Annotated in this window: 20 protein-coding genes; 13 read left to right on the top strand and 7 right to left on the bottom strand. The window is 53.3% G+C overall.

All coding sequences use genetic code 11. From position 1 onward, the window contains the following. The first annotated feature begins 73 nt into the window (after positions 1 to 73). The gene (locus KTH_RS25335; RefSeq protein WP_111324899.1) at positions 74 to 1,738 is read left to right on the top strand and encodes a hypothetical protein; all 1,665 of its coding nucleotides are present in this window, start codon (positions 74 to 76) and stop codon (positions 1,736 to 1,738) included. 8 nt (positions 1,739 to 1,746) lie between these two features. Here the strand turns inward: KTH_RS25335 and KTH_RS25330 are convergent, their stop codons facing one another. Next, the gene (locus KTH_RS25330) at positions 1,747 to 3,177 is read right to left on the bottom strand and encodes a hypothetical protein (RefSeq protein WP_497621635.1); all 1,431 of its coding nucleotides are present in this window, start codon (positions 3,175 to 3,177) and stop codon (positions 1,747 to 1,749) included. Positions 3,178 to 3,401: 224 nt separating this feature from the next. On the opposite strand from KTH_RS25330, the gene KTH_RS25325 reads away from it, so the two are divergent. After that, a complete protein-coding gene (locus tag KTH_RS25325) occupies positions 3,402 to 5,063 on the top strand; it encodes an ArnT family glycosyltransferase (RefSeq protein ID WP_497621633.1) in 1,662 nt (553 codons plus the stop codon). Between the two features lie 31 nt (positions 5,064 to 5,094). On the opposite strand, the gene KTH_RS25320 is transcribed toward KTH_RS25325, so the two are convergent. Further along, positions 5,095 to 6,435, bottom strand: coding sequence for a hypothetical protein (locus tag KTH_RS25320; RefSeq protein ID WP_497621632.1), 1,341 nt, complete (start codon positions 6,433 to 6,435; stop codon positions 5,095 to 5,097). A gap of 515 nt (positions 6,436 to 6,950) precedes the next feature. On the opposite strand from KTH_RS25320, the gene KTH_RS25315 reads away from it, so the two are divergent. From KTH_RS25315 to dtd, 4 genes are read left to right on the top strand one after another with little or no spacing between them, the layout of a single operon-like run. Next, positions 6,951 to 7,610 (top strand): MBL fold metallo-hydrolase, encoded by a 660-nt coding sequence (locus KTH_RS25315; protein WP_111324903.1) that lies wholly within the window; start codon positions 6,951 to 6,953, stop codon positions 7,608 to 7,610. 20 nt (positions 7,611 to 7,630) lie between these two features. Next, positions 7,631 to 9,040, top strand: a complete 1,410-nt coding sequence (locus tag KTH_RS25310; protein ID WP_111324904.1) for a UDP-glucose dehydrogenase family protein — start codon at positions 7,631 to 7,633, stop codon at positions 9,038 to 9,040. Positions 9,041 to 9,044: 4 nt separating this feature from the next. Further along, positions 9,045 to 9,560: a holo-ACP synthase gene (gene acpS, locus KTH_RS25305; RefSeq protein WP_211326314.1), complete on the top strand. Its 516-nt coding sequence runs from the start codon at positions 9,045 to 9,047 to the stop codon at positions 9,558 to 9,560. Further along, positions 9,557 to 10,003 carry a D-aminoacyl-tRNA deacylase gene (gene dtd, locus KTH_RS25300; RefSeq protein ID WP_497621628.1) on the top strand — a complete coding sequence of 149 codons (447 nt, stop codon included), beginning with the start codon at positions 9,557 to 9,559 and terminating at the stop codon, positions 10,001 to 10,003. Before acpS ends, dtd begins: the two co-directional genes overlap by 4 nt. Before the next feature lie 65 nt (positions 10,004 to 10,068). On the opposite strand, the gene KTH_RS25295 is transcribed toward dtd, so the two are convergent. Beyond that, the gene (locus KTH_RS25295) at positions 10,069 to 10,908 is read right to left on the bottom strand and encodes a hypothetical protein (RefSeq protein WP_497621626.1); all 840 of its coding nucleotides are present in this window, start codon (positions 10,906 to 10,908) and stop codon (positions 10,069 to 10,071) included. A gap of 569 nt (positions 10,909 to 11,477) precedes the next feature. Here KTH_RS25295 and KTH_RS25290 point away from each other — a divergent pair. Together KTH_RS25290 and cysS are read left to right on the top strand one after the other, a co-directional pair. Continuing rightward, positions 11,478 to 12,251: a TatD family hydrolase gene (locus tag KTH_RS25290; protein WP_497621624.1), complete on the top strand. Its 774-nt coding sequence runs from the start codon at positions 11,478 to 11,480 to the stop codon at positions 12,249 to 12,251. 1 nt (position 12,252) lies between these two features. Further along, the gene (gene cysS, locus KTH_RS25285; protein ID WP_497621622.1) at positions 12,253 to 13,440 is read left to right on the top strand and encodes a cysteine--tRNA ligase; all 1,188 of its coding nucleotides are present in this window, start codon (positions 12,253 to 12,255) and stop codon (positions 13,438 to 13,440) included. A gap of 59 nt (positions 13,441 to 13,499) precedes the next feature. Here cysS and KTH_RS25280 read toward each other — a convergent pair whose 3' ends face one another. Continuing rightward, positions 13,500 to 14,675 (bottom strand): phosphoribosylaminoimidazolecarboxamide formyltransferase, encoded by a 1,176-nt coding sequence (locus KTH_RS25280; protein WP_497621620.1) that lies wholly within the window; start codon positions 14,673 to 14,675, stop codon positions 13,500 to 13,502. 309 nt (positions 14,676 to 14,984) lie between these two features. On the opposite strand from KTH_RS25280, the gene KTH_RS25275 reads away from it, so the two are divergent. The 3 genes from KTH_RS25275 to KTH_RS25265 all read left to right on the top strand — a co-directional run bounded on the left by KTH_RS25275 (position 14,985) and on the right by KTH_RS25265 (position 20,335). Continuing rightward, positions 14,985 to 17,318 (top strand): MFS transporter, encoded by a 2,334-nt coding sequence (locus tag KTH_RS25275; protein WP_497621619.1) that lies wholly within the window; start codon positions 14,985 to 14,987, stop codon positions 17,316 to 17,318. Between the two features lie 17 nt (positions 17,319 to 17,335). Continuing rightward, entirely contained in the window at positions 17,336 to 18,430 is a 1,095-nt protein-coding gene (locus KTH_RS25270) for a hypothetical protein (protein ID WP_497621617.1), read from the top strand. Positions 18,431 to 18,796: 366 nt separating this feature from the next. Further along, positions 18,797 to 20,335 carry an APC family permease gene (locus tag KTH_RS25265; RefSeq protein WP_497621615.1) on the top strand — a complete coding sequence of 513 codons (1,539 nt, stop codon included), beginning with the start codon at positions 18,797 to 18,799 and terminating at the stop codon, positions 20,333 to 20,335. Positions 20,336 to 20,385: 50 nt separating this feature from the next. Here KTH_RS25265 and KTH_RS25260 read toward each other — a convergent pair whose 3' ends face one another. Then, on the bottom strand, positions 20,386 to 21,255 hold the full coding sequence (locus KTH_RS25260; RefSeq protein WP_497621612.1) for a MurR/RpiR family transcriptional regulator: 870 nt from the start codon (positions 21,253 to 21,255) through the stop codon (positions 20,386 to 20,388). 148 nt (positions 21,256 to 21,403) lie between these two features. On the opposite strand from KTH_RS25260, the gene KTH_RS25255 reads away from it, so the two are divergent. Then, positions 21,404 to 22,270, top strand: coding sequence for an EamA family transporter (locus KTH_RS25255; protein WP_497621610.1), 867 nt, complete (start codon positions 21,404 to 21,406; stop codon positions 22,268 to 22,270). 334 nt (positions 22,271 to 22,604) lie between these two features. Continuing rightward, the gene (locus KTH_RS25250) at positions 22,605 to 24,059 is read left to right on the top strand and encodes a MerR family transcriptional regulator (RefSeq protein ID WP_497621608.1); all 1,455 of its coding nucleotides are present in this window, start codon (positions 22,605 to 22,607) and stop codon (positions 24,057 to 24,059) included. On the opposite strand, the gene KTH_RS25245 is transcribed toward KTH_RS25250, so the two are convergent. Both KTH_RS25245 and KTH_RS25240 read right to left on the bottom strand, forming a co-directional pair. Next, the gene (locus KTH_RS25245; protein ID WP_497621606.1) at positions 24,056 to 24,937 is read right to left on the bottom strand and encodes an alpha/beta fold hydrolase; all 882 of its coding nucleotides are present in this window, start codon (positions 24,935 to 24,937) and stop codon (positions 24,056 to 24,058) included. The two genes, KTH_RS25250 and KTH_RS25245, sit on opposite strands and share 4 nt — an antisense overlap. Positions 24,938 to 25,017: 80 nt before the next feature. Further along, positions 25,018 to 25,725 (bottom strand): succinate dehydrogenase iron-sulfur subunit, encoded by a 708-nt coding sequence (locus KTH_RS25240; protein ID WP_111324917.1) that lies wholly within the window; start codon positions 25,723 to 25,725, stop codon positions 25,018 to 25,020. Positions 25,726 to 25,737: the final 12 nt, after the last annotated feature.

Here is a 25,737-nt window from a genome sequence, read left to right as displayed (position 1 = left end):
CAATGAGATCATAGCTAAAACCACAGATACGCCGAACAGGAGTGCTGGGATAAGAAACGTGGAGGGGAGCTTTATGGGGACGCTGCAAACATCGGCACCACAACGTGATTTTGAGGTCAAGACACATACATTTTTAGAGCAAGCAAGGACACGTCAGGAACTCTACCAGGAACAGTATCATCTGTTGAGAAGCCGACTGATCCGTCTGCAAACGCAACTACGACAAGCGCAGAGGCACAGCAGGACAGCGCCAGAGAGAGTGGAGCGACTGCGCACAAGCATCGCCGAGAATCAGAATAGCCTGCATATCCTGCTTTCCTGGATGGAAGATGCACTTGAGAACTACCACATCTTTCTGGAACAAGAGCGCGAGAACAGCAAGCGCTATCAGCAAGAACGCCAGAATCTGAAAAGGCTCATGCGCCAGTGCGCCACGCAGCAGCGCCGACTCCAACGAGGGGGAACACTGGATAAATACGAGTTCCGAGAGTTACAGAAGCTCATTCGCCTGATGCCAGCATTACAGCAACGCCTCAATACACTTGGCTCCTCAGAAATCCAGAGCATGCAATCACAGCTCGATTTGTTAACCCTCAAAAAATATACCGATGAAATCAGGGAACAGCTTTTCCCGACCACTACCATTTTTACCACCCTCAAAACGCTCTGGAACTGGGCACAGCGCAGCACATCCCTGACGCTCGGGAGCATGTGCATACTGGTCGGGCTCTTCCTGCTGATCAATCTCTGGACCCCTCATTTTCACCCGGGCGCCCAGTTTCATCACCTCTGGCACTATTACCTGAGCGCCCCGGCAGCCTTTACCGGGGGGATCTTTGGCGTATGTAACCTGTTACTCAGCACCTGTATTCTCACCCTGACAGGGCCAACCCGGGATATGAGACGCGAGCTACACTACCTGCGGACGCGCTTTGGCTCTATCGCGGGCTCGCTCTACTGGTTCCTGTTGCATAGCCTGCTTGGCATGCCCATCCTCGCGCTGGTTGCCATCGGGCTGGATCTTTTTGTTGGCTATCTCTTTGCCGAGGTCATGGTACATCATCTGTACATGCCCCGTTTTGCCAACAGCAACGCGATTGTTCTGGGCGTCGTGCTGAACTGGTTTCAAGCGCCCTTCGGGGGAACGCTCTACACTGTCCGTCAGGCCCTGCTCTTTGGTTTTATCCCGCAGATTGATAAGGAGATCAACCGACTTGAACTGTTACTCCAATCGCGCAGGCGTGCGGCACGTTCCCCGCGCATTCCCGACGGCTTCTACCTGAAAGGAGTCAATTTCCTGCTCATCCTCTGTATCGCAGAATTCCTCCTGGTCGGGCTGTTGCTCAACGGCTTTGGCTTTGCCTCCGGCCCCAATCCATCCCAATGGGAGATGGGCGTTATCTCGGTGCTTTCAGGCATCAACGGGATAGCCACAGGCTATCTGTTCACCTGGATAGCAACGCTGGTTATCTGGTTTACGCAGGTTGGTTGGCCCCAAAGCAAAGATGACTGGTTGAGCTTCCAACAAACCACCCTTCCGACCATGCTTCTTTCAACTTTCGGGGCAATGGCTCCATTTCTGGCAATTGTGGCGCTCTCCCTGTTTGCTTCGCCGCAGCTCAATCAGGCAGCGCTTACGCCACAAAAAATAGCCCTGAACGTCTGCCTGTCACAACTCTTCGGTGCGTTACTCTCGCAACTGGTGACCGCGTGGCAGGCACGACGAATCAGGGCCTGACGTCCTTTTCAGGAGGGGATGGAGGCAACCATTCCCTCTTTTCTTTTCGCATCCTCTTCAGGTAAATAGCCATGCACACGCGTCCAGCGAAGCAACTGCTGCATTTTCGTCTTCGTTTTTTTCCGTTGCTCAAGCACCTTCGAGACCTGCTGTATCAGCGCGCGCTTCTCGTCCAGCACGATCGCTGGATGCACCATCGCACAGAGCACCGCGTCATGTCCGAAATAGAGCCGGTCTTCGTCATATGCGTGGGCAGCAACTTCGAGCAGGCGCACAGGATCATAGCCCCCATTTGCCGCGACCACCAGACGGGCGAGCTTGACGAATTTGGGCAGCGCGATCTGTCCGTCTGGCTGAAATAGTGGATCACCCGGTTCCCCGCAGAATTGCAGGAGTGCGCTCAAGAGCTCAGGCTTGCGCACGGCCGGCACCGCTTCGGCAGGCAGATACTCGTTTTGACGCAAAAAGGCAAAGAGCTGTTGTGCCTCCTCATCGGGCGCAAAGCTCTCATATAACGCCTGATAAAGGCTGTCTGTCACCGGCTTTGCGGCAAGAAAGCGCTGCCAGCTACTTACCTGACGCAACTCATCTAGTAACGCGGGCGATGGCTCAACTGTCAACACATTCAGGGTTTCCAGCGTGCTATCTGCGAACATCACCATCCGCTCTAAAACAGGGCGAGCAAGTGCCGACAGCGGGAAAGCGCCCACGCTCATATAGAGGTTCTCACCCTCTTCGTCCAGAGGATCAGCAGCAAGCGCCTCGGCACAGGCTCTCAGGAATGGCTGTCGCACACGCCCGGGCAGGTACTTGAGCGCTTTCCAGCTATAACGCTCACGGCTGAAGTGACGATACATGCGCCAGCTCCGCAGATCTTCTACCACAGACGCATGCTCAAGTCGCCCATATGCCAGCAGCAGCAGCCAGGCTTCAACTCCGGCATAAAAGCTCGGATAGGGTGCCTGAAAGCTAGTAAGACCCGCCTGCACCAGTGCCTGTAAGCGTGCAAACGCCGCTGGTTCGGAGGAACGAGCCAGCGAGCCAAGCGGGTGCAGATGATACTGCTGATTCTCTGTATCGGTCCAGCGCTCAACCTCGGAGACCTCCCAATCGCCAGCCTCTACCAGAACACACAACGTATCGTAGAGATCACGATTCCACCAGCAGGCGAGGGCAGTGCGTCCCTGTTCGATCAGTTCTACACGCTCGGCATAGGATAGTTCCAGCAAGGCCCTGCGGGCCCGCTGATAGGCATCATACTGCCTGTCGAGAATGTACTGATGGGATGGCTCAAAGAGTGTATTCAGCTCCTCTGTACAGCCATACCACTCATACAGCCGGAACACAGAGAGTGTCGAGCAGGTTGCTGCATATCCCAACACATTTCGCTGCGAACAGACAAGGGGATACAGCAACGACCAAAATTCCTGTAGCTTCATGTCTGATATATTACCATCAAAAAAATCGGTTTCCTACTCTCTTTTCTCCTACTTAATAGCTATAGAGGACGAAGGACACTGGCATAGAGAAAAGCCCTATAGTATAGTAGAGGTAAAGAAAAAACATAAATACCGCATGAGATGGGTTATTTTTTCTTGTCTTGAGGGAGGAAAAGGCTATTTTAAACGTACGATGGTTTAAAAAGAACCCCTATACCTATAGTATGATTCTGATTGTTGTCCTGGCCGCACTCTTTCGCTGTATACTTCTTGCATTTAACTGGCCGACAACCAATAGTGATGAGGGAAATTTGGGGATCGCGGGCATGCGCATCGCCTTTCATGGGGAATTGCCGATCTTCTTCTATGGTCAGGCATATATGGGCCCGGTAGAATCGTATCTGGCGGCGCCACTCTTTCGTTTGTTCGGTCCCTCACTCTTCACGCTGCGCTTCAGCCTTATCTTGATGTATGCCGGTTTTCTTATTGGAACCTATTTCCTGGTGCGCTTGCTCTACACCGAACGCTACGCGCTGGCATCGGTGTTGCTGCTCAGCTTTGGTTCACCCGAAGTGATCCTGCGCCTGATCAAGGCCGTCGGTGAGTATCCAGAGATGACGGTTGCCGCCCCCTTTATTCTGCTCATTGCTACCAAGCTGGCCCTGACGGCCCCCACCAGAGAGCGCCCATCTCCTATGGTGCCGTGGAAACGGTACACGCTCTTTGCGCTTCTGGGAGTCATTTTCGGGGTCATCCTCTGGGTAGACCTTATCATTCTGCCCTTCGTTGTCACCGCCTCGATTTTCCTGCTGATCTTCTGCTGGCGGGAGGCGCGGGGCTGGCCGCTGCTCTGCATTATCGGGGGACTGCTGCTGGGACTTTTCCCTATGATCTACTACAATATCTCGCTGCTGTCCGATATGAAGGTATTTCTGGAACAGAACTCGGTCTCTGTGCTCCTTCATATGCATGGCGTCAGTGATGGGGTAATGGCAGAGAAACATCTGACCCTGCTCCATCAGCTTCTGGGCTCCATCATGATCGCGCTGCCACTGGCAACAGGCGCGTACCCATCCTGCCCGGATCAGGACTGGATTCTCTTTGGACATCCCACCTCTGCCACCATCGGCTGCTCAATCGCCGCACTGACCTGGGGAATTGTGTTTCTGCTGCTCATGGCCCTGGCAACCATTCTGGCTATTGTTGCGGTCTGGCGTCATCGAGCAATCTTCCGTTCTCAGGATGCCGAGAAACGAGAGCTGTTTATTCTGAAGAGTGCCCGCGTTATGGTCCTGCTCAGCGCCTGTCTGACCTTCGGGCAATATATCACAAGCACCCACGGAGCGGTCTATCCTGTGACTTCAGCTCGCTACCTCAGTTGCTTGTTGGACACCATGCCCGCGATTTTCTGGCCTGTCTGGGTAGGTGCCGGGCGCCTCTTCAAAGCGATCAACTGGAAACAGCGTGCGTTGGGCATTGTCAGCAGCATCCTGCTGGCGATTCTGTTTGTAACCTTTGTGCGGGGTACAATTGGAACAATTCGAGATGTGCCCGATGCGTACCGCAACTATCAGCAACGGGATCGTCTGGTGAACCACCTGCTTTCTATTGGTGCGACCCGCATCTATTCAGAGTACTGGACCTGCAATGATCTGATCTTCCATAGCAAAGAACAGATCATCTGTAGCGTGCTGTATCCCAATCTCCGCCCGGGTCTGACGCGGTATCGGCCCTATCAGGAGATGGTTGATCAGGCGCCGGTCAAGGCGTATATCTTCCCGAAGAGCGCCGAGCATCTCAAAGCGCTAGAGAAAAAGATGCAGGGAACAAACTATAAGAAAGAGATCTTTGAAGATCGCTACGTGATTTATTATATTCCGCAATAATAAGCGGGTAAGGGATCGCGTACTCGATCCCTTATTTTTTCGGTGTTGGTGTTGTATTCGCTTTCGGCGTCGCCGTGCCTTGTGGTTGGGTCAGTTTCGCCTTTTCCTCCTCCAGCTTCCGCTTCAAGGCACGCAGATAGGCCTGCGCCCCATCCAGATCGGTCTGAGTGATCGTATTGAGCTGTTTGGGCATATGTGTTACCTGATCTTCCCAGGTTTTCAGGATCTTCTCAATCGCAGCCAGTGTTTGATTGTCCTGTCTGACCGCTGCTAGCATCCCGCGCGCTGTCTTAAATGCCTGATACATCGCCGAAAGGAAATTTCCGGCAATACTCGCCCCGGCCTGAATGACAGGCGAGATGAAGACGTCATAGGCGACGCGCGTCAGCTTTGCCGCAGCCATTGCTCCATCAAGCGTAAAGCCCTCAAGGTTGTCCAGTGCCATGAGCAGCTCTTTCCGGGCCGACTCTGCACCTTGAGCCACACCCTTATTAAAGGCATCTTCAATCTGGCGCTGAACGTTTGCCCCCACATCACCGGCGATCTGTGGCACGCGGGGAGCAAGCTGATACGCGGCAATGCCAGCACCCGCAGCGGTCGCTGCTCCCAGACCAAGCAAGACCCCGCGGCGGGTCCACTTCCCCCTCTTCTTCCGCGGGCGCCCGGCCTTCTTGCCAACCATCTCCTCATACTCGTCCTCGTCAATTACCTCTTCCTCATAGGGCGCGTCATCATAGTCCTCGTCCTCAAAGTCATGCGAGGGCGGTGTGCGATGTACTGGCGAGCGCAACGAGGTGCTCCCTTGCCGCGACGGCACAGCAGGGGGCAGGACAACAGAACGCCGCGAGCGCCCGGAAGCGCTATGGTCGATATACTCATCTTCAGCAAGGTCGTCGTATCCAACATCTGGATCGGCTTCAATATCAAGAGGAGCAAGCTCGTTTTCCTCGTCATATTCTTCCATAAGCTTGCGGGTGGATGGCAGATGAGGAGGAAGGTGCACGCTCTCGGTACGACGCGGACGAGCGCGACGAGACGCAGGCGTATAATGAACGAGATCATCAGACGTACGAGGATGCCGCCTCGCCAGCTCATCCGTTTCAGGCGAGATGGCCTCTTCTTTTTCAGCCAGCTCATGCGCTTTGCTGGCGATAATACGCTGTCGCAACAGTTGCCGCGTTCGGCGTGGATCGGGTCGCTGTGCTAACAGAATACCGGAGCGGCTCCCGGTCTCTTCGCGGCCGTTGAGCGCTTCACTCGATCTGGTTCCTGTTATTTTCCCGCTTCGACTACGCAACGGATCATATTCATATCCATACTGACGGCCAGGACTTCTCCGATACATTCTGCGTTCCTGTTGATCCTTTGCCATTGAAACTTCTTTCCTCCTGGATGAAAACCAACCACTGAAAAATTGAACATCTGCACACCTTTGCACAAAACCGACGAACACGGTGGGCGTCCATTAGACATTCTACAGCATCTTTTTTATTCAAGTCCAGTTTTCTGCTATAAAGAATACTTGCGCTTGATCTATTGCCTCAACCTTCCTCTCCCGAACAGGACAAATGGCCTGAGCGTCCCCAAAGCACGATACATTAGGAATATTCTGCTATCTCAGTACTCTCCCATCCTATTCTTTCGTAAGAAACCGGTAGAGGAAAAAGGCCCTCGCTTTCGGCCCATAGCGCCTCTTTTCTCAGCAGAGGCATCTGGTACGCCAGAACTATAAGAAATTGTATAGCGCAGAAACCCCTGTCGTCTTCTGCATTGGAACCAGGAATGAGACTGTATTCTCTGGCGAAAAAACGTTCCATGAGAGATTGCAGGGCTTATGTTATAATGAGAGTCAGTATTTGGCGCACCGATCAGAAGGGAAGAAACAGTATGTCAGAGACAGCAAATCACCAGGATCAGCCCATTATTGCGTGCATCACCGTGGGGGAACTTGCTGAGAACTGCTACCTCTTCGCCTGTCCGAAGACGCGTGAAGCAGTGATCATCGATCCCGGCGATGAAGCCGAGCGCATCCTGAATGCCATAAAAGAGCTACAGATCACCCCAAAATATATTCTGAATACGCACGGCCATTATGACCACATCTGCGCTATTGACGCGGTCAGCGAAGTCTATCCCGTCCCGCTGGCAATCCACTCCGCCGACCTGTATATGTATACCGACGCAGATACAGCCCGTATGCTCGGGAAAGAAGGCCCCCTGGTCAAGCGCAAACCGGACATGCTCTTGAAAGAGGGTGACCGCTTCACTATCGGCACGCTTTCGCTTGAGGTGATTGAAACCCCGGGCCATTCGCCCGGAGGTGTCAGCTTCCTGTGTCCTGAGTATTGCATTTTTAGTGGTGATACGCTATTTTATCGCGGTATAGGGCGTACCGATTTGCCGGGCGGAGATTATGAACAGATTGTTCATTCGATCCGAACCAAACTCTATACGCTTCCCGAAGATCTGGCGGTCTTTCCCGGTCATGGAGAGCCCACTTCTATAGAAGAAGAAAAATACGAAAATCCTTTTGTCAGCTTAGACTAATTACGAGGAGAAACACTACCGTGGCTGTCATCAGTGTTATTGGTACCGGGTATGTCGGACTTGTCACCGGAACCTGTCTTTCCGATATGGGAAACCAAGTTACCTGTATCGATATTGTTGAAGAAAAAATTGAGAAACTGAATAACGGCATTCTCCCAATCTATGAGCCCGGCCTTGAAGAGATGGTCGAACGGAACGTCGCAGCGGGACGCCTCCATTTCACAACGAGCTATGCCGAAGGCTTGAAAAATGCAGAGTTCATCTTTATTGCGGTCAACACTCCACCAAGCTCCGTCGCTGGTGGCGCAGATATGCGCTTTGTGGAAAGCGCGGCCCGCATGATCGCCGAGGAGCTGGATCACTACGCGATTATCATCAACAAGAGTACCGTTCCTGTCGGCAGTGGTGATATTGTTTCGCGTATCGTTCGCAACAATCTCAAGCGTCCGGATGTCACCTTCTCGGTCGTCTCGAACCCCGAGTTCCTGCGCGAAGGTGATGCAATTAAAGACTTCCAGAATCCCGACCGCGTGGTGCTTGGCTCCTCCGAGCGAGACGCCGCCGAAAAGGTCGCACGCCTCTACCTGCCTCTCCGTGCGACGATCATGATCACCGACATCTACACCGCCGAAATGATTAAATACGCCTCCAATGCCTTCCTCGCAACCAAGATCTCCTTCATTAACGAGATCGCTCAGATCTGCGAGCGCCTGGGAGCCGACGTCAAAGAGGTTGCCAATGGCATGGGCTATGACAGGCGTATTGGTCGCGACTTCTTAGATGCTGGCCTGGGATATGGCGGTAGCTGCTTCCCGAAAGATGTACGTGCGCTGGCCCACATGGCCGATGAAGCGGGCCTCCATCCTCAGATGCTGCATGCCGTCATGGAGATCAACCATGATCAGCGCCGCCTGGTTGTCAACAAGCTGACAGACATTCTTGGCTCCCTGCGCGGCTGCGTGATCGGCATTCTGGGTCTGGCCTTCAAGCCCAATACTGATGATATGCGTGAAGCGCCCTCTCTCGATATTATCCGCTGGGTGACCGCTCAGGGTGCAACCGTGCGCGCCTATGATCCTGTTGCCCGCGAAACAGCCGTCGAGGCCATGAAACTTCATTCTATTTCGCTCGACAATGTCACGTTCTGTGAAACTGCATACGACGTTGCAGAAGGCAGTGACGCGCTTGTCCTCGTGACACACTGGAACGAATTCAAGTCGCTCAATATGCAGCGTATTCGCGAGTCCATGCGCCGCCCGATTCTCATCGATGGCCGCAATATGTATGAGCCATCCGAGATGACAAATTGTGGCTTCATCTATCGCGGCATGGGTCGTGGTTCCGGCCCCGCGCCGACCATTCTACCGCCGGGAGACACCACAAGCACACTGCCAAGCGAGCCAGCGCTAAGCCTGACAGAAGGGGACTAATGCTATGTCAACTCAAGACCGTCCACTCCTCTTTACACCATTGATTCGCCAGCCGGGCGAACCTATTCCCGATTGGATCTTCGGGCCCACCGGAGTGGCCGGTCTCCCGGCCCCACTCACCCCACCTCAGGGCGTGAATGTGGCGGTCGGCATTGACATTATCGAGGTCGAGCGAATCCGAAACGTCTTTGAAAAACATGGAGAACGTTTCTTAAAGCGCATTTATACCGATAATGAGATTGCGCAGTGTCGCGGCAAGGCTGCTCGATTGGCTGGCCGCTTCGCCGCAAAAGAGGCCATCAGCAAAGCGCTTGGCACCGGTATTCACGGTGTCAAGTGGCGCGAAATGGAGGTCGTTCAGCTTGCCAGCGGACGTCCAAGCGTTCGCCTGCACGGTGTGGCAATGCTGCGCGCCAAACAGTTAGGATTGAGCGCTTTCGATGTAAGCATTGCTGATCTGGCCCAGTTTTCAATTGCGATTGCCGTTGCTATTCAAACCAGCCAGAAAGAAAACGAATGAGAGCACTGATTCAGCGTGTCAGCCAGGCCAGCGTCACTGTTGATGGGCAGCGTATCAGCGAGATCGGACAAGGAGTCCTGATCCTGCTTGGTATCGGCCAGGGAGACGGAGAAGCACAGCTCAAGAAGATATGCGAGAAGATCGTTCATTTACGCATCTTTGAGGATGAAGAGGGCAAGATGCACCGCTCGCTCCTCGATATCAACGGGCAAGCGCTGGTCGTCTCTCAGTTCACGCTCTATGCCGACGCCCGCAAAGGTCGCCGCCCGAGCTTTATCAACGCCGCCTCTCCAGCGCTTGCCGAACCGCTGGTCCAGCGCTTTCAGGAGATGATCGCGTCTTATGGGATCCCGGTTGCCGGTGGTATCTTCGGCGCTGATATGAAGGTTGGCCTGATCAATGATGGCCCGGTCACTATCTGGCTTGACAGTGACCAACTCTAAGCAAAAGAACCAGAAAGAGGGTCTGCCCATGCGCAGGCCCTCCTGCTTTTTACCCATTTGTTCGGTTAAAACGGCTCCTCAATCCACATATCGAAAGGAGCATCATTGGAAGCACTCTCAGAATCACTCGGATCAGGTACTCTCTTCCAGATCCTTCCAGGCATTAACTTCATCAGTATATCCTCGATGCGACACATAACATCATGGATACCATTTTCATTATAATATCGCACAAATTCACTTAGTACGATTATAAAATAGTCAGGCATGTAATACTCTAAGTAGCCAGGTATAGCTTGCTGAATAAGATCCCTCAACATATTTGCTTCTTCAGGGGTCCAGACAAAAAAGCCAACTTGAGAAAAGAAGGTGACTTCATCTTCTTCAGGGAATAACAAGAGCAGCGAATCCGATCCATCTCCATTCTGTGCAGCTCGTCCATATGAGTACTGCTGACTTTCACGCCAACGCCACTCTCGCTCATGGGTCCAATCTAACGGATGATTCTTTTCCTGACGATTGGGATCAAGCGTGATATATCTATACTGTTCGCTCAGAGGCAACAGGTTTTTGTCGATTACCCGAATATTGCCTTGATCTTGCACAATACTTACACCTGGCACCGATAAGCCATAAACAGCGGGTCGAGCGCCTGCTTTAAAGAGTTCGCGTTTGAGCAAACATACTCCATAAGGAGCACACCAGGCATAATTATTACGAGCAACAACATATTGAAGAAAATTGATAATTGGCATCTCAGTGAAGCAAACCGCTGGTATTCCGCCATAAATAGTCGGCTTTCCATTCCGCCTACCAAACGCTGGCTTAAGACCTCTAGAAGTCACTATCTGTTTGAGCACCTCAAAAGCCTCAGGACAGGGATTACAGAGGAGTTCATTATCCATACTCCGCGTATTCCTTGCATACAGCTTTACACTATCCTTTGGAACACGAACAAAATGAATAGCCCATTCTGTAACATCTGTTCTATTACTTGTGATATACATGTAGTTACCCCCATAAATATTTCTACTGTTTATTAAGACGCTGTAGTGAAATATTTTTAAAGCATCATTTCATCCCTATGATGATTAACCATAATATATATAAGTATGTGCTCTATTTATTTTATCTTCTTTAACCTTATAAAGCATTTTCCCTCAAATAGACCCGTCTGTTTCTTCCCCCTTGCGCCGTCCTCAGAGCTCCACACATTGACACAACAATAACCGTCTCTTATACTACATAAAATGAAGCGACAAAAAAGAACCAGCAGGGCAGGATGGTCGCGTTGCTTGCTTCCCGTGAAAACCCGGGCATAGAATGCCGCCACAAAGTGTTCTCATATACGGGTGTACAATAAAGTACAGGCCACATATACCTGAGGAGCAGAGTCATACAGGCGGGCAAGCACAGGAGGAAAAGACCGCTCCTCTTATTTTAGAAATTCAGATGCGAAAGGATAGTAAGACAGGTGCTCGTCGATAGCCACGCACATGTTGACACAGAGCGCTTTGATCCTGACCGCGAAGCAGTTATCAAAGCCGCACTTGCAGGAGGCATCACACGAATCATAGATCCCGGCTGTGACCTGCCTTCCAGCAAGGCAGCGCTACAGCTTGCAAAAGATCACCCGGGCGTCGTTTTTGCCGCAGTAGGCGTGCATCCACACGATGCAACCACCTACAATGACGCTGTTGCAGCCGAACTTCGGGCTATGGCTCAGGAACGCGAAGTTGTTGCAATCGGCGAAATCGGGCTCGACTACTTCCGTATGCTTTCTCCCCGTGATGTACAGCGAGCAGTGTTCAGCGCACAGCTTCAGCTTGCTCGTGAACTGGATTTACCTTGCATTATTCACGTTCGCGATTCGCATGATGATGTGATTGAGCTGCTACGGGAACAGGGCCCGGGCCTGCGGGGAGTTTTTCATTGCTTCTCGGGAACGGTAGCACAAGCAAAGGAATGTCTGGAGTTCCCCGGCTTCATGCTTTCTTTTGCTGGCCCTCTGACAAAACAGGGGAATGAGCTTCCAGAAGTTGCTCGTATGGTCCCTCTTGATCGCGTTCTGGTTGAAACCGACAGCCCCTATCTGGTGCCAAAACCAGTGAAAGCCAGACGAAATGAACCGCTCTTCGTCAAGCATGTCGCCCAAAAACTGGCAGAGATTCGCGACATGTCCTTTGCCGAGATTGCCCGAATTACCTCTGACAACGCCATCCGCTTGTTCGGTCCAGGAGTAAATTAGAATGAAGCTTTTCAACACGCTGAGCCAGGCCAAAGAGATTTTCACCCCACTCGAAGATAACCTTGTCCGTATGTATGTCTGCGGCGTCACCCCGTATGACACCACACACTTAGGGCACGCCTTTACCTATGTTACCTTCGATACATTGAAGCGCTATTTAGAATTCAAGGGCTATACTGTTCGCTATGTTCAGAATGTAACCGATATTGACGATGATATCCTGCGGAAGTCCCGTGAGGTCGGTATGGCCTGGGATGAACTGGGACGAAAAGAGACAGAACGCTATCTCCGCGATATGGATATGCTCAATGTCAAGCGTCCCGATGTCTATGCCAGGGCTACCGAAGAGATTCCGGGCGTCATCGAGGTTATAAAGGGCCTGATTGAAAGAGGATTGGCCTATGTTAATGAGGGCTGCGTCTTTTATAGTGTACAGAAAGATCCAGATTTTGGCGAACTGGCTCGTGCGATCGGCCTGAACAACTACGAATCCATGTTGAACGTCGCGAATGAGCGCGGCAACTATCCCGATGATCAGCGCAAAAAAGATCCACTGGACTTTGTGCTGTGGCAGGCTCAGGCCCCCGGTGAACCAGCCTGGGAAAGCCCCTGGGGGCCAGGACGCCCCGGCTGGCACATCGAATGCAGCTCAATGATCCTGCATCATCTTGGACCACAGATTGATATTCATGGAGGCGGCGCGGACCTCGCCTTCCCACACCATACCTGCGAGATCGCCCAATCAGAGCACTACACCGGGAAACATCCTTTTGTGCGCTTCTGGATGCACGTTGGAATGGTCTATCAGGACGGCGAGAAGATGAGTAAATCTCTGGGCAATCTCACCCTGATCAGCGATTTGCTGAAAGAATACAGCGCCGATACCATCCGCCTGACACTGTTGAGTCACCACTATCGCCAGCCCTGGGAGTGTTATCCGGCTGACCTGCGAGCAAGTGAGAAAATTGATACGCTGTTCCAACGGCTTCGAGCGCTGGTTGGCAAGCAGCCCGAGGGCGAGAATCTGGCCCTGCGCGAGCAATTTGTTGCGGCAATGGACGATGATTTCAATACCCCACGTGCCATCGAAACTCTGCACACCGCAGCAACCGATGCACTTGCAGCCAGCGATCACGCAACCGGCGCCGAGGTACTCCGCCTTGCCACTGTCCTGGGCCTTTGCGTCTAACAGAAAATCTCGCAAGCACCTTGAGAGGCTCTGTCACATGGCAGAGCCTCTCGTCTTGCTTAGTGATGGAACAGGCGCACGCCCGTAAAGGCCATTACCATGCCATACGCGTCGCAAGCCTCGATCACATCCACATCACGCACTGATTCGCCGGGCTGCACAATGTATTTCACACCATATAAGGCGGCAAAATCAATGTTATCGCGGAAAGGGATAAAGCCATCAGAGCCAAGCGACACCCCCTTCAGGTTGCTCAGCCATTCTTGCTTCTCCTGCGCCGAGAGACGAGGTGGCACCTTCTCAAAGAGCTGCTCCCATTCCTTCTCTTCAACCGCGGTCAGGTCATCGCGCAAATAGGTATCGACTGCGTTTACCCGGTCCTGCCGCTTCACTCCTGCCTTGAAAGGAAGAGAGAGCGCCGCAGGATGCAGCCGTAAATACCAGTTGGCCGCTTTCTCCGCAGCGACACGCGTACACATAATGCGCGACTGGCCGCCGGCACCAATACCGATCGCCTGCCCATCATAGGCAAAACAAATAGAGTTCGACTGCGTGTACTTGAGCGTGACCAGCGAAACCAGCAAATCACGCACCGCTTCTTCGGGTAGCTCTTTGTTCCGGGTCGGAATGTTTTTTAACCACTCCGCACTCGCAATCGCATTGTTGCGCTTCTGCTCAAAGGTAATCCCGAAGACATCACGTGTCTCCATCTCTTCCGGCTCATAGTTTGGATCGATCTGCAAAATGATATAGCTTCCCTTTTTCTTCTTGCGAAGCAACGCCAGTGCCTCTGGCTCATAGCCGGGAGCAATCACGCCGTCAGAGACTTCGCGACTCAGCAGTTTCGCGGTCGCATAGTCAACAATATCGCTCAGTGCTGCCCAGTCTCCAAAGGAAGCCTGTCGATCAGCGCCACGGGCTCGTGCATAAGCACTGGCAAGCGGCGAGAGTTCCAGATCCTCAACGCCATACGCCTTCTGCAAGGTCTCACTTAAAGGCAGACCAACAGCCGCGCCAGCCGGACTGACGTGTTTAAAAGAGGTTGCCGCCGGAAGCCCGACCGCCATCTTTAACTCACGGACCAGTTGCCAGGAGTTTAACGCATCCAGCAGATTAATATAGCCGGGTGCACCATTGAGTACAGTAAAAGGGAGAGCTCCCTGCTTCATAAAGACACGCGCAGGCTTCTGATGGGGATTGCAGCCATAGCGCAAAGTAAGCTCATTCGTTTCCATGATGTGTCCTTTCGTATGCAGGATGAACCGGCAGCTTTGTTGTCCGGTACCGTCCATCTTTATCTTACACTGTGCGCTCTCGCATGAGCAAACACATCTCCCGGATTCCTGCAATTCCCAAAAGTACCATTTCACAGAGAGATACAGCAAAGCCCGGTTCTTTCTGATAGAAGAGACAGCAGGCGCAACGATTCCGCCGGCCCTGTCGTACGTCATAGTAATAGAAGCAATCATCAGACCCTTTATCAGGACGCTTTCACGCGCTCCCCGCTGCCTTCAAGGGCAGTGGAGCATTTCAACGGGGGAAGAATGGATACTCACGCAGACGATCACGTTTCCTCTTCACATATCGATATCAGCGATCTGCCCACTCGTCCGGCCTCGGAACAGCCAGCAGACGCAATGCAACCGCGCCGCCCCAACAGAACAGCGCTTGCAGCCCTGACGGTTGCCTGTATCGGGGTATTTTTCACAGCGCTGGATCAAACGGTTGTGGTGACAGCGCTGCCACAAATTATTGTAGATCTCAATATCCCGATCACTCGCCTGGATAACGCCTCATGGATCGTTAGCGCTTATCTGCTCGGCTTTGTGCTTGCGATGCCGCTGATGGGGCGCGTCTCTGATATCTATGGGAGAAGGCGCGTCTTTCTGCTCTGCCTGTTGATCTTCGGGCTTGGCTCTCTCTTTTGTGGCGTGGCGCCCATACTTGGCAAATATGCCCCATTGGGCTTCCTTAGCCTGTTCCATCTTGACCCCGCATCTTCCGGGCTCGCCTGGCTTATTCTGGCGCGTCTGGTGCAGGCGATAGGTGGCGGGGCAGTGGTCCCGGTTGCGATGGCAATCGCGGGCGATTTTTACGGGCCAGAACGCCGGGGGATCGCGCTTGGTATTATCGGTGCAGTCACCGAAATTGGTGGCGTGCTAGGGCCTGTTTATGGGGCTTTTCTTGTCGAGCATTGGGGCTGGCAATCCATCTTCTATCTCAACATCCCGCTAGTACTCGTGATTATGATAGCTGGCTGGAAGCTGATTCCACAGGGAAGCAGGCTTCATGAAGGGATCGACTGGTTGGGCTCACTGCTACTTGGCATTGCCTTAACCTGCCTGAGCCTCGGCCTGGCTCAACAGGGGACCTCACTTGGTCCAGCCACGGTACAACAAACGCAACCGCAAAACAACCCGATCATGTTGCTGCTCTCGGTAGTGTTTCTGGTTGCCTTCTTGCTGGTCGAGCGCAAGACGCGCTGGCCCGTCGTAGACCTCTCGCTTTTCAAGAACCTCTCTTTTAGCGCCTCCTCGCTGGTCAGCCTGCTGGTGGGGGCCGCGCTGATTATCGCGATGGCCGATATCCCTATCTACATGGATACGGTGCTTCAGCACTCCGTGATGGATAGCGGTCTCGCGCTACTGCGCATGACGGCTTTTATTCCTCTTGGTGCGCTGCTTGGTGGCTGGCTTTGCAACGCGATTACCTGTCGCTGGACCGCCGTGCTCGGCCTGCTCTACACAGCAACAGGCTTCTATCTGATGAGCCGCTGGCCAATCAATGTAGGCTGGACACAAATCACCATCAGCACTGTAACCGCGGGCCTGGGTTTCGGGTTGGTCATCTCTCCGATCAGTACAACCGCGATTAACGCTGTACGGGCCCGACAAGCGGGCATGAGTTCAGCGATCGTGACCGCGCTACGTATGGTTGGTATGATGCTTGGTCTGGCCGCACTGACCTCATGGGCCCTGGCCTCCTTTCAGGCACAACTACAGCACTATCAGGCGCTCCCAAAAAACGCAACCGCCGGGCAATATATCATCTGGGCGCAGGGCTATGCAGTGCACGCGATCAAGACGGCCCATAGCGTCTATAACAACGTCTTCTTTGCCACCATGTTCCTCTGTCTGCTGGCAATCATTCCGGCCTTCTTTCTCTGGGGAAACAAACCACCCGTTGAGGGAACGGTACAGCTCACGAAGCCAACCCGCCAGCGAAAACCGATAATTGCCGCCACCAGTATCGCCCTGAGCGCGATTTTGATTGGTGGCGCCTTCCTCGGCTTCCTGCTCAGCCGGGATATGATGACCCCGGGCAAGCCAGACGCCTCGCTGGTGGGCAAGCAGAAGTTTCAGGTGGGACTGAATAAAGAGGCGCTCACCTCGCTTTTTACCTCGCAACTCGGGTTACAGCAGGAGACGATCAAGAACTTTTCAGTGGCTCCTGCCGCCAATAACGGGCTGCTGCTGAATATGACGCTGCACCTCGATACCAACGGACTCAAGCGCGACCTCCCGGTATCACTGGAAGGCGCTTTAACGCTGGACCATCAGCAGAATCTCCACCTGCACATCACCCATATGACACGGGATGGGCAGGCAGCCGACGCGGCAACAATCGCCCGGATGCAGAAAGCTGTGGATACCATGTTCAGCGAAGCCGTCATACCAGCGCTACGAACGCAACTGAGCGGCGTCAAGCTCGTTGCGGTTCAAACCGGCACAGGGATGCAGTGCAGCCCGAAAACGCAGATGCTTGTTCTTGTGCTGGAGGTACCCGTTCCAGCGGATATCTCAATCCCGTCAATGCCTGATACTTTCTGTCTAACCAGGCCCATTGACCTGAACGCCTTGCCGCCAATCCAGCCATAGAAAGGGAAACGATGAACATGAAACGCAGCATCCTCATCGCCATAGTGGGAATCACGCTTCTCGGCAGCCTCTTTCTGGCCCCGCTGTCGGTGGCAGCGCGCCCGGAGACGTCCCAGGCCACAACGACAATCAACACCAGCATCTACCTGACGGCAGAAGCTCTGAAGCCATACTTCCAGGAACGTATTAACCAGCAGGTGCCGCAGAGCGTCAATGGCGTCATCGATTCGCTGGTGAAGAAACAGCCACAACAGCAGCAGGGCTGGATGAAAGCAATGGCCGGCGCGCTGTTACAACCCGGCGCGACCCTGACCGACCTGACCACACAGCAAGATGGGCTGGTTACCTCTTTGCGCCTGAGTCTGTATCAGGGAGACCCCAAACCGACCGACGCGCAACTACTGGTCACATTGAGCGTGCTCGATCAACAGACAATCCAGGTCAGTGCGAAGCCACTGGCACACAGCCCGGCACTCTTTCAGGGCCCACTGACCACCCTGCATGTTCCACTGGGCCAGTTGCAACAGATCACAACAACGCCCTCGTGTGGTCAGAGCGCCCTGGGCCTGGATCTCGGGCTCCCACTCAGCTTCAAGGAGCACAAGCCAGAGAACAGCCCACAATCAACAACCCTCGCGTCACTGCAACCGCTCGCTATGACACAACAGGCAGGGCTCTCAGGAACCGTGATCGAGATCCCGGAAACCTCACTTGCCTCTATCGGTAAAGGGATCGGGGCCCTCTCACTGGGCAATAACCTGTACGCCCGCAATATACAGATCTCCGTGCAGAATGGACAACTGGTCAGCGTCTCAGATATCACGCTTGGTCAGTCACTCAAACTGGGTGTTGCGACAACGCTTATTCAGCCCGACGCGGCCCAGGGGAAGCTGGCAATGAAGGTCCAGAAAACGACGCTGAAAGTCCTCTCGCTCTTTGACTTTGAAGTTGATGCCTACAATCAGCAGATAGAGCAGCAGATCAACATGCAGTTGAATACAGCCCTTGCCAACACGTTTACCGTGACAGAGGCAACGATTGGCTCAAATGCCTCCGTCCCCTGTACCGCGAACACGAGCTTGCTGCTAACAGGCACACTTAGCGCACTCTAAAAGCCAGGGCGCAGAGCGCACGGTTTGTCCCTGCGCTCCTGCCCTTTCCTCACGCCCAAGAAGAAGCGATATCGGCAGAGGCCCAACCATGTAGTCAAATATTCCCACTCTTTCCTGCTCATTCTCTAAATCAGTTATGCTATGTTACACTTATTTTCATAAGATTGCTTTGTCTAATAACGCACAATAACTCTATATATAGAGAGTCTGGAACAATACAGAAAGGAAACAACGGTAAAAGGGGTACTCGATTAAGCACTGCTACAGGAAAATCCTGTACGTAGCCATACGTGAAAAGCATATATGTCGGTGTGTGGATGATCGGCAGCTCTGCTGATCTTATGTAGTAAGGGAGTAAAGAAACATATGGCTTCATCTGAACAACAAACCTCATCAGTTCCAATGGTGCAGGCACTGAGAACGCCCCCCCCCGGGCAGATGACCGCAACCCACCTTAGAAGAGGAAATGAACGGCATTTGATCTCAGAAAGCTACGTCCCTCAGACGATGCCCGCTCTCCTGGGAACCTGGGATATGACGACAACCTTTCTCTTCTCAACCTACCTGATCTCTTGTGCGTCTGTTACCGCACTCAATGGGGTAATCTCGCTGGTTTATCTCTTGCTGGCCTTCCTGACTTTCTATCTGCCAAGCCTGATCGCCACCATCCAACTTGGCGTTCTCTTTCCCTATGAAGGCTCGCTCTATAACTGGGCATATAAGGCGCTAGGCGGCTATGGAGGCTTCTTCGCGGGCTTCTGTGCCTGGTTTCCCGGAGTATTGATCTCGGCCAGTTCGGTTGATCTGATTATCACCTATATTCAATCAATGCATCCCGGCTGGCTTCTGCCTCCCTGGCAACAGGGCCTTGTCATCTGTGGCATTCTGCTCCTCGCCGGCCTGCTTTCGATCCAGCGCTTTCGGATTATCCAGAACCTTATCAATCTACTGGCTTGCCTGATTTTCTGCGGGTCCATTCTCCTCTGCGTCTCAGCGGTCGTCTGGCTTAGCAAAGGGAACGCGCCGGCCACCCATTTTACCGACCTGAACTCCTGGACACCGAGTATTGATACAATCTCGCTGTTCAGTATCATGACCTTTGCCTTTCTTGGCACAGACAGCCCATTGATTCTGGCCGGAGAGATGAAGAGCCACCAGAACATCAAGCGACATCTCTGGCTCGGGACAGGGCTGCTCATCACGCTCTACCTTGCAAACGCAGTCTCTATGCTGATTGTGCAGGGAGAGAACGGAGACCCCACCCTTTTCGCAATGGTACGCACTGTTGACATTGCGCTCGGGAAACCATTTGGGACGCTAGCCGCGATCTGCATTATGGGTTCGAGTCTGGGAACGGTGATGGTCTACAACTATATGTACGCCCGTCTGCTCATGGTTGGCAGCATTGACCGTCTGCTCCCCCTCGCAATTGGTAAGCTCAATAAACATCGTGTCCCGGCCAACGCGATTCTCTTTCAAACCTGCCTGGCAATCCTCTTTACGGCCTTCATCTTTATTGTGGCCCCGCGCCTGCTTCCACATGGACAACGTGTCGCCTTCGCGATTCAGGCTTACCATGTCAGTCAGGCAGCCGCAACTCTGATCTGGGCTATTTCAACGGGAGTGCTCTTTATCAGCCTGATTGGAAACTACATCCGCCATCGTGCCCTGTTTCAGCAGCGAAAAGTGTTTCCTACGCCATTGATCTGGCTAAGCTCGATTCTAGGCCTCACCAGTTGCATCGTCACCATTGTCGATACGCTCTTTTTCTCCTGGACCCCCCTGATCAAAAACTATCAGTGGTGGTATCTGGTTGGCAGCCTCACCTTGATCTTCCTGATCTTTGCCGCGGTCGCCAGCATGCTCGCCAACAGTGAAGCCGCCTGGCAAGATATCCGCAAATAACCCAAAGGCTAGAAGGGCGACATCCCCTTCTAGCTTTCCTCCCTCACGTTCTATAGAAGCGCCGTCTCATCCAGAATATCACTGACCTGCTTTAAGAGGCGAAGCGAGGAGTCAGGACGCTGCATGGCAATCGCCACGTAGAGAGCATCGATCACGCTCAAATGGGCGATACGGCTTGTCAGGGCTTCCCGTCGGAAAGCGGTCTCTCGAGCAGTCGTAATTAACTGAATGTCGGCGTACTCTCCTAATGGCGTATTGGCATGGCTACTCAGCAGAATCGTGCTAGCCCCGGCTTCGCGGGCCTTTTTGAGCGCCATCAAGGTCTGGCGAGAACGCCCGCTATGCGAGATTGCAAAAGCAACCGAGCCCTCGGGCAACAACGCCGCGGAAACGGCCTGCATATGGGGATCAGTTACCATCGTCGCCGGGAGCCCGATGCGAAGAAAGCGGTAATAGGCATCGATGATAATTGGCAGCGAGGCGCCGATCCCATACATCTCGATACGCGAGGCCTTGAGCAAGACCTGAACCGCCCGTTCCAGCATTGTTTCATCCAGAATGGAGAGGGTATCGGCAATCGCCTGCATATCGGATTGCAACACTTTCCGCGTGATCGTCAGCACGCTATCCTCTGGCCTGATATCCTCATGAATCTGGTGTAATGAGCCCGCGAGCTCACTTGCCAGCGCCAGCTTCAGATCACGAATGCCATGATAGCCAATAGAACGACAGCAGCGCACAATACTTGCCTCACTGACATGAATGCGCTGCGCCAGCGCCTGGACTGAGAGGTGAATAAAGTCCTGCGGGTGCTGCTCGAGAAAGCGGGCAACCCGCTGTTCAGTGTCGGACAATGACGAAAAATGCGTGCGCAGGCGCGCAAGGACGCCTTCGGGGATTGCCTGATACTCTTTTTCCATATCTCTTTCTCCTCGTTATCTCCTCGCCAAAACGCTCTCTCCCAGTATAGCGCCCTCTCTTCCTACCGACAACGACCTTGCGCAAAATAAAATTTCACTGTATATTACTGAAAAGTAATATTATTTCACAACAACCAAAGAGGTCAACATGAGTATCTTCGCTGTTGCGCTGGTGTTGTTCTCGGCGCTCTGTCATGCGAGCTGGAACCTGCTTACCAAGAAGGTTAAAAGCGATACGGCGTTTCTCTGGCTTTTCAGTGTTGTCTCGCTCGTCATCTATCTTCCACCTATGGCTGTCTCCCTGATTTTCCAACCTCCGGTCATCAGTGCGATGCTGCTGCTGTGTATTCTGGTCAGTGCTATATTGCACTCAGGCTATTACCAGTTCCTGCAAATCGGCTACCGAAAAGGAGACCTCTCACTGATCTACCCGCTTGCACGAGGCACCGGTCCCTTGCTTTCCATGCTGGCCGCGATCCTTTTGCTGCACGAGCGCCCTGGCTGGCTATCTTTGCTCGGGGCCCTGCTCATCATCAGCGGCGTCTTTATCCTCGTCGGCAATCCAATAGCACTGTTGCGCCAGGGTATTCAAACTCGAACCGCAATCCTCTTCGCACTGCTGACCGGCACATTTATTGCTTCGTACACGCTCTGGGACAAGTATGCAGTCAGCGTAGTGATGATTGCTCCACTGTTCTATGATTGGAGTATCAGCCTTCTGCGCAGCCTTTTCCTTGCCCCTGTCGCCCTACGCAAATGGCATACCGTTCAAGAGCTCTGGCAGCATCACCGCAAGGAGGTATTCGGGGTAGCGCTCCTCAGTCCGCTGGCCTATATTCTGGTGCTGGTCGCCATGAGCTTCACGCCTCTGACGTACGTAGCGCCATTGCGTGAGGTCAGCATCCTTTTCGGCACATTTCTCGGTACACGCGTTCTCTCTGAAGCGGGAGGCATACGGCGTATTCTTGCAGCACTTGTGATTGTCGCGGGCGTCGTCTCGCTGGTGCTGAGTTGATAACAAGCCAGCAGACAGGACATAGAAAGGAACAGGGTACTTGTTTTCTTTTCCAATACAAATAGCTCCGTTTTATCTGCCCGGTCAGCATCCTCTCCCTTTTTGGGAAGCTTGTCCCTTACACAAGTTTCCTGAGTATTTCTTTGTTAAATTACCTGAAAATTAATGCTTTTCTAATACCTTCTGAAGCAACTTTGTGTTACACTTGAAACAACGAGGTACATACATTGAAAAGGAATGTTGCTCAAATACGCTACAAAAGAAGAAACATGTTTTCATCGACAGTAAACAGTAATGTATCAGGTGTGTGTGCACCGGGTAGAGGAGGGACAGTATGGAGCGGTACACCGAAAGCATTCATGAGAACCAGATCATCACCAAAAGCCCTTCACTCAAGCGAGTGGCATATCATCCACTGAAGAATACACGGCTCGATCATATCAGCATCGTACAGACACCCCCGGATGATGGACTCCCCCATCTGGATCTCTATTCCGCCACTCCCTGCCTTGATCTGGAAGCCACCGTTTCCGCTACTGGCATTCCGGCTATGACCTTACGGACCTGGGAGCGGCTCTATGGGATTCCGGCAGCCTGGCGCACCAGCAACAACTACAGTCTCTACTCACAGCGGGATGTCGCGGCCCTGCGCTGGATACGCAAACAGCTCACCCGCCAGATCAGCGTACGGCAGGCAATGGTCGAGTTGACGCAGCATGAACCAGGCTATGCCGCACAAAAGGGAGTCCATACGCGCCTGCAAAGGGCTCTGTTTCTTCCCGGGCGTGAGCTGCATGTACTACTTGATCCCCTGTTACGGGCTATTGCCCAGTTTGATGAGGCCGGGGCGAACCATCTGCTACAAGAAGCCTTCGACACCCATCCCGCACAGCGCGTCTGTCAGCACCTGCTACAGCCTGTCCTGTTAAAGGTGGTGGAGATGTGCCACAGCGGTGTTTTCCCCAAAGCAACCGAGGTCTTTGCCGCTAAGATCACGCGCTTACAGGTTGTACATCTGATTGAAGCGGGTTTCTCGCCAAAGGCCGCCCTTCAACATTTGAATGACCTCCCCAGACAGGCAGAAGAGGCTTACAACGCCCTACGCCAGCAACAACGACGTCACGCCTTTCACGTACCTGAGCTTCCCCGTATTCGCTTGCTCCTGCTTGAAGCTATCCAGCAAAACGACGAGCACCATATCCAGAATATTCTTGATGAAGCTTTCTTCTATTATTCCGTCGAGGAGATCTGTCTGCATCTGCTGCATCCGCTCCTCGCGCAACAGACCTGTCTGGTTCCTTTCTCGACCATCCTTCGATTCGCGGCGCAACATGTACAGCCCCGGCTCTTGCATCTCTTGCATGCTTCGACGGAACACCGGCAAGGCCCCGCTATCTTTATCGGGCGTACGATCTATAAAGATGACGAGCTGGAAACGCTGATGCTTGCACTCTGCTGGCAACGGCAGCGCTTTAACGTCTATTATCCCGAGCATATTCAGGAGGGAAGCCGCCTGATTCAGACGATTGAGAGCGTTCAGCCGGAGATCGTCTACCTCTCGGCCTCAAGTAGGACGCGGCTCCGCGAGCTGACCGCAACCATCCGCGACATTGGCAAACTTCCGCCCCCACATCCGCTAATCTGTTTTGGAGGCCGGGCCTTCCAGACATCGCCACATCTGGCGCGCAGCATCAAGGGAATCTTCCTCGGCGTCAATCCCTTGCTCGCAACCGAGCAACTACAAGAGCTCATCAAGCGTCTGACAGCGACGACAACAGGCCCACTTTAATGGCATTCTGTCCGCAAAAATGAGGCCATCGCGTCATTGACGACCTCCGGCTGTTCCTGTTGCACCCAGTGGCCGCAGTGAGCGATCGTCTGAACGCGCAGGTGCGGAACCCAGGGTTCCAGTCCTCTGGTCAAATTCAGCGTTAAAGCACTGTCCTGCTCTCCCCAGAGAAGCAAGGTAGGGGCTGAGATGACCACCTGCTTGTTTCGCTCCCCGGGAAGAAGTTGCGAACGCATAATGGTTCGATAATAGTTCAGGGCTGCTGTCAGCGCTCCGGGTTTGCTCATAGCATCGCGATAGTGCATCAACACCTCGTGAGGAAAGGCCTCTTTCTGTACGGCGCTTCGATAGAGCATTTCGCCGATCAAAGCGGCATGCTTGCGGCCCAGGACCCATTCGGGCAGCCAGGGAATTTGAAAGAAGAAGACATACCAGCTTTTGCGCCGCTGCTCTGGGTTCGAGCGCAACTCTCGCATATATGCCGCAGGGTGAGGCGCATTCAGGACGATCAGCCGTTCGGTCATCGCGGGATAGCTGGCAGCAAAGGACCAGGCCAGCACGCCGCCCCAATCATGACCTACAATCGTGGCCTGCTCATATCCCAGACCGCGAATCAGGCCAACGATATCGAGCAGTAAGCTGGAAATACGATAGCCTCGGCGCGGCTTATCGCTCTCGTTATAGCCTCGCAGATCGAGGGCAACAACCCGAAAACCTCGCTCGGCCAGAAACGGGATCTGAAACCGCCAGGAATACCAGTACTCGGGGAAACCATGCAGCAAGACAATCAAAGGACCGCTGCCCTGCGTGACATAGTGCAGACGCACGCCATTCGAGAGGATATGGGCATGTTGCCAGGGTTGTGCTATGTGAGTCATCGACACAAACTCCTCACAAAAAGAAAAAGACGTTGCGGGAAGGCTGCCTCCCTGCAACGTCTTTGTGTGGCTTCTCAAGCTTACGCGTTCTTCGTATCGTTAAAGACTATCGCGCGTTTTACCTGCTCAATCAGATCGGTCACAGGGATACCACGCGGACAGGCATCGGTACAGTTGAAGATCGTACGACAGCGCCAGACACCATCTTTGCGCCCCAGAATTGATAGACGCTCAGCTGCCCCCTGATCGCGACTATCAAAGATAAAGCGGTGCGCGTTGACAATCGAGGCAGGGCCAACCCAGTCAGGATTTCCCCAGATGGACGGACAGGAACCGGTACAGGCTCCACAGAGAATACACTTCGTGCCCTCGTCAAAGCGCTCGCGCTCCTCAGGAGACTGCAAGCGCTCAGTTCCCGGCTCCGTATCGTAGGTGATCAGATATGGCTTCACCGACTTATACTTCTCAAAGAACTGGTCCATATCCACAACCAGATCTTTAATCACGGGATAACCAAGCATCGGTTCAACCGTCACTCTGCTTCCGACGTCGCGCATCAGCACTTTACAGGCCAGACGATTGCGCCCATTGATGCGCATAGCATCCGAGCCACAGATACCATGAGCGCAGGAACGGCGATACGTCAGGGTGCCATCCATTGTCCACTTGATCTTATTCAGCGTATCCAGCAAGCGATCAATCGGCTCCACATCGACTTCAAACGTGCTCCAGTAGGGCTTCTGATCTCGCTCAGGGTCGTAGCGTTTGATACGCACTTCTACTTTCATAGATCGAAACTC

The sequence above is a fragment of the Thermosporothrix sp. COM3 genome, from assembly GCF_059696735.1.
Note: the sequence above shows the minus strand (reverse complement) of the source record. Positions and strands in the feature narration are given on the sequence as shown.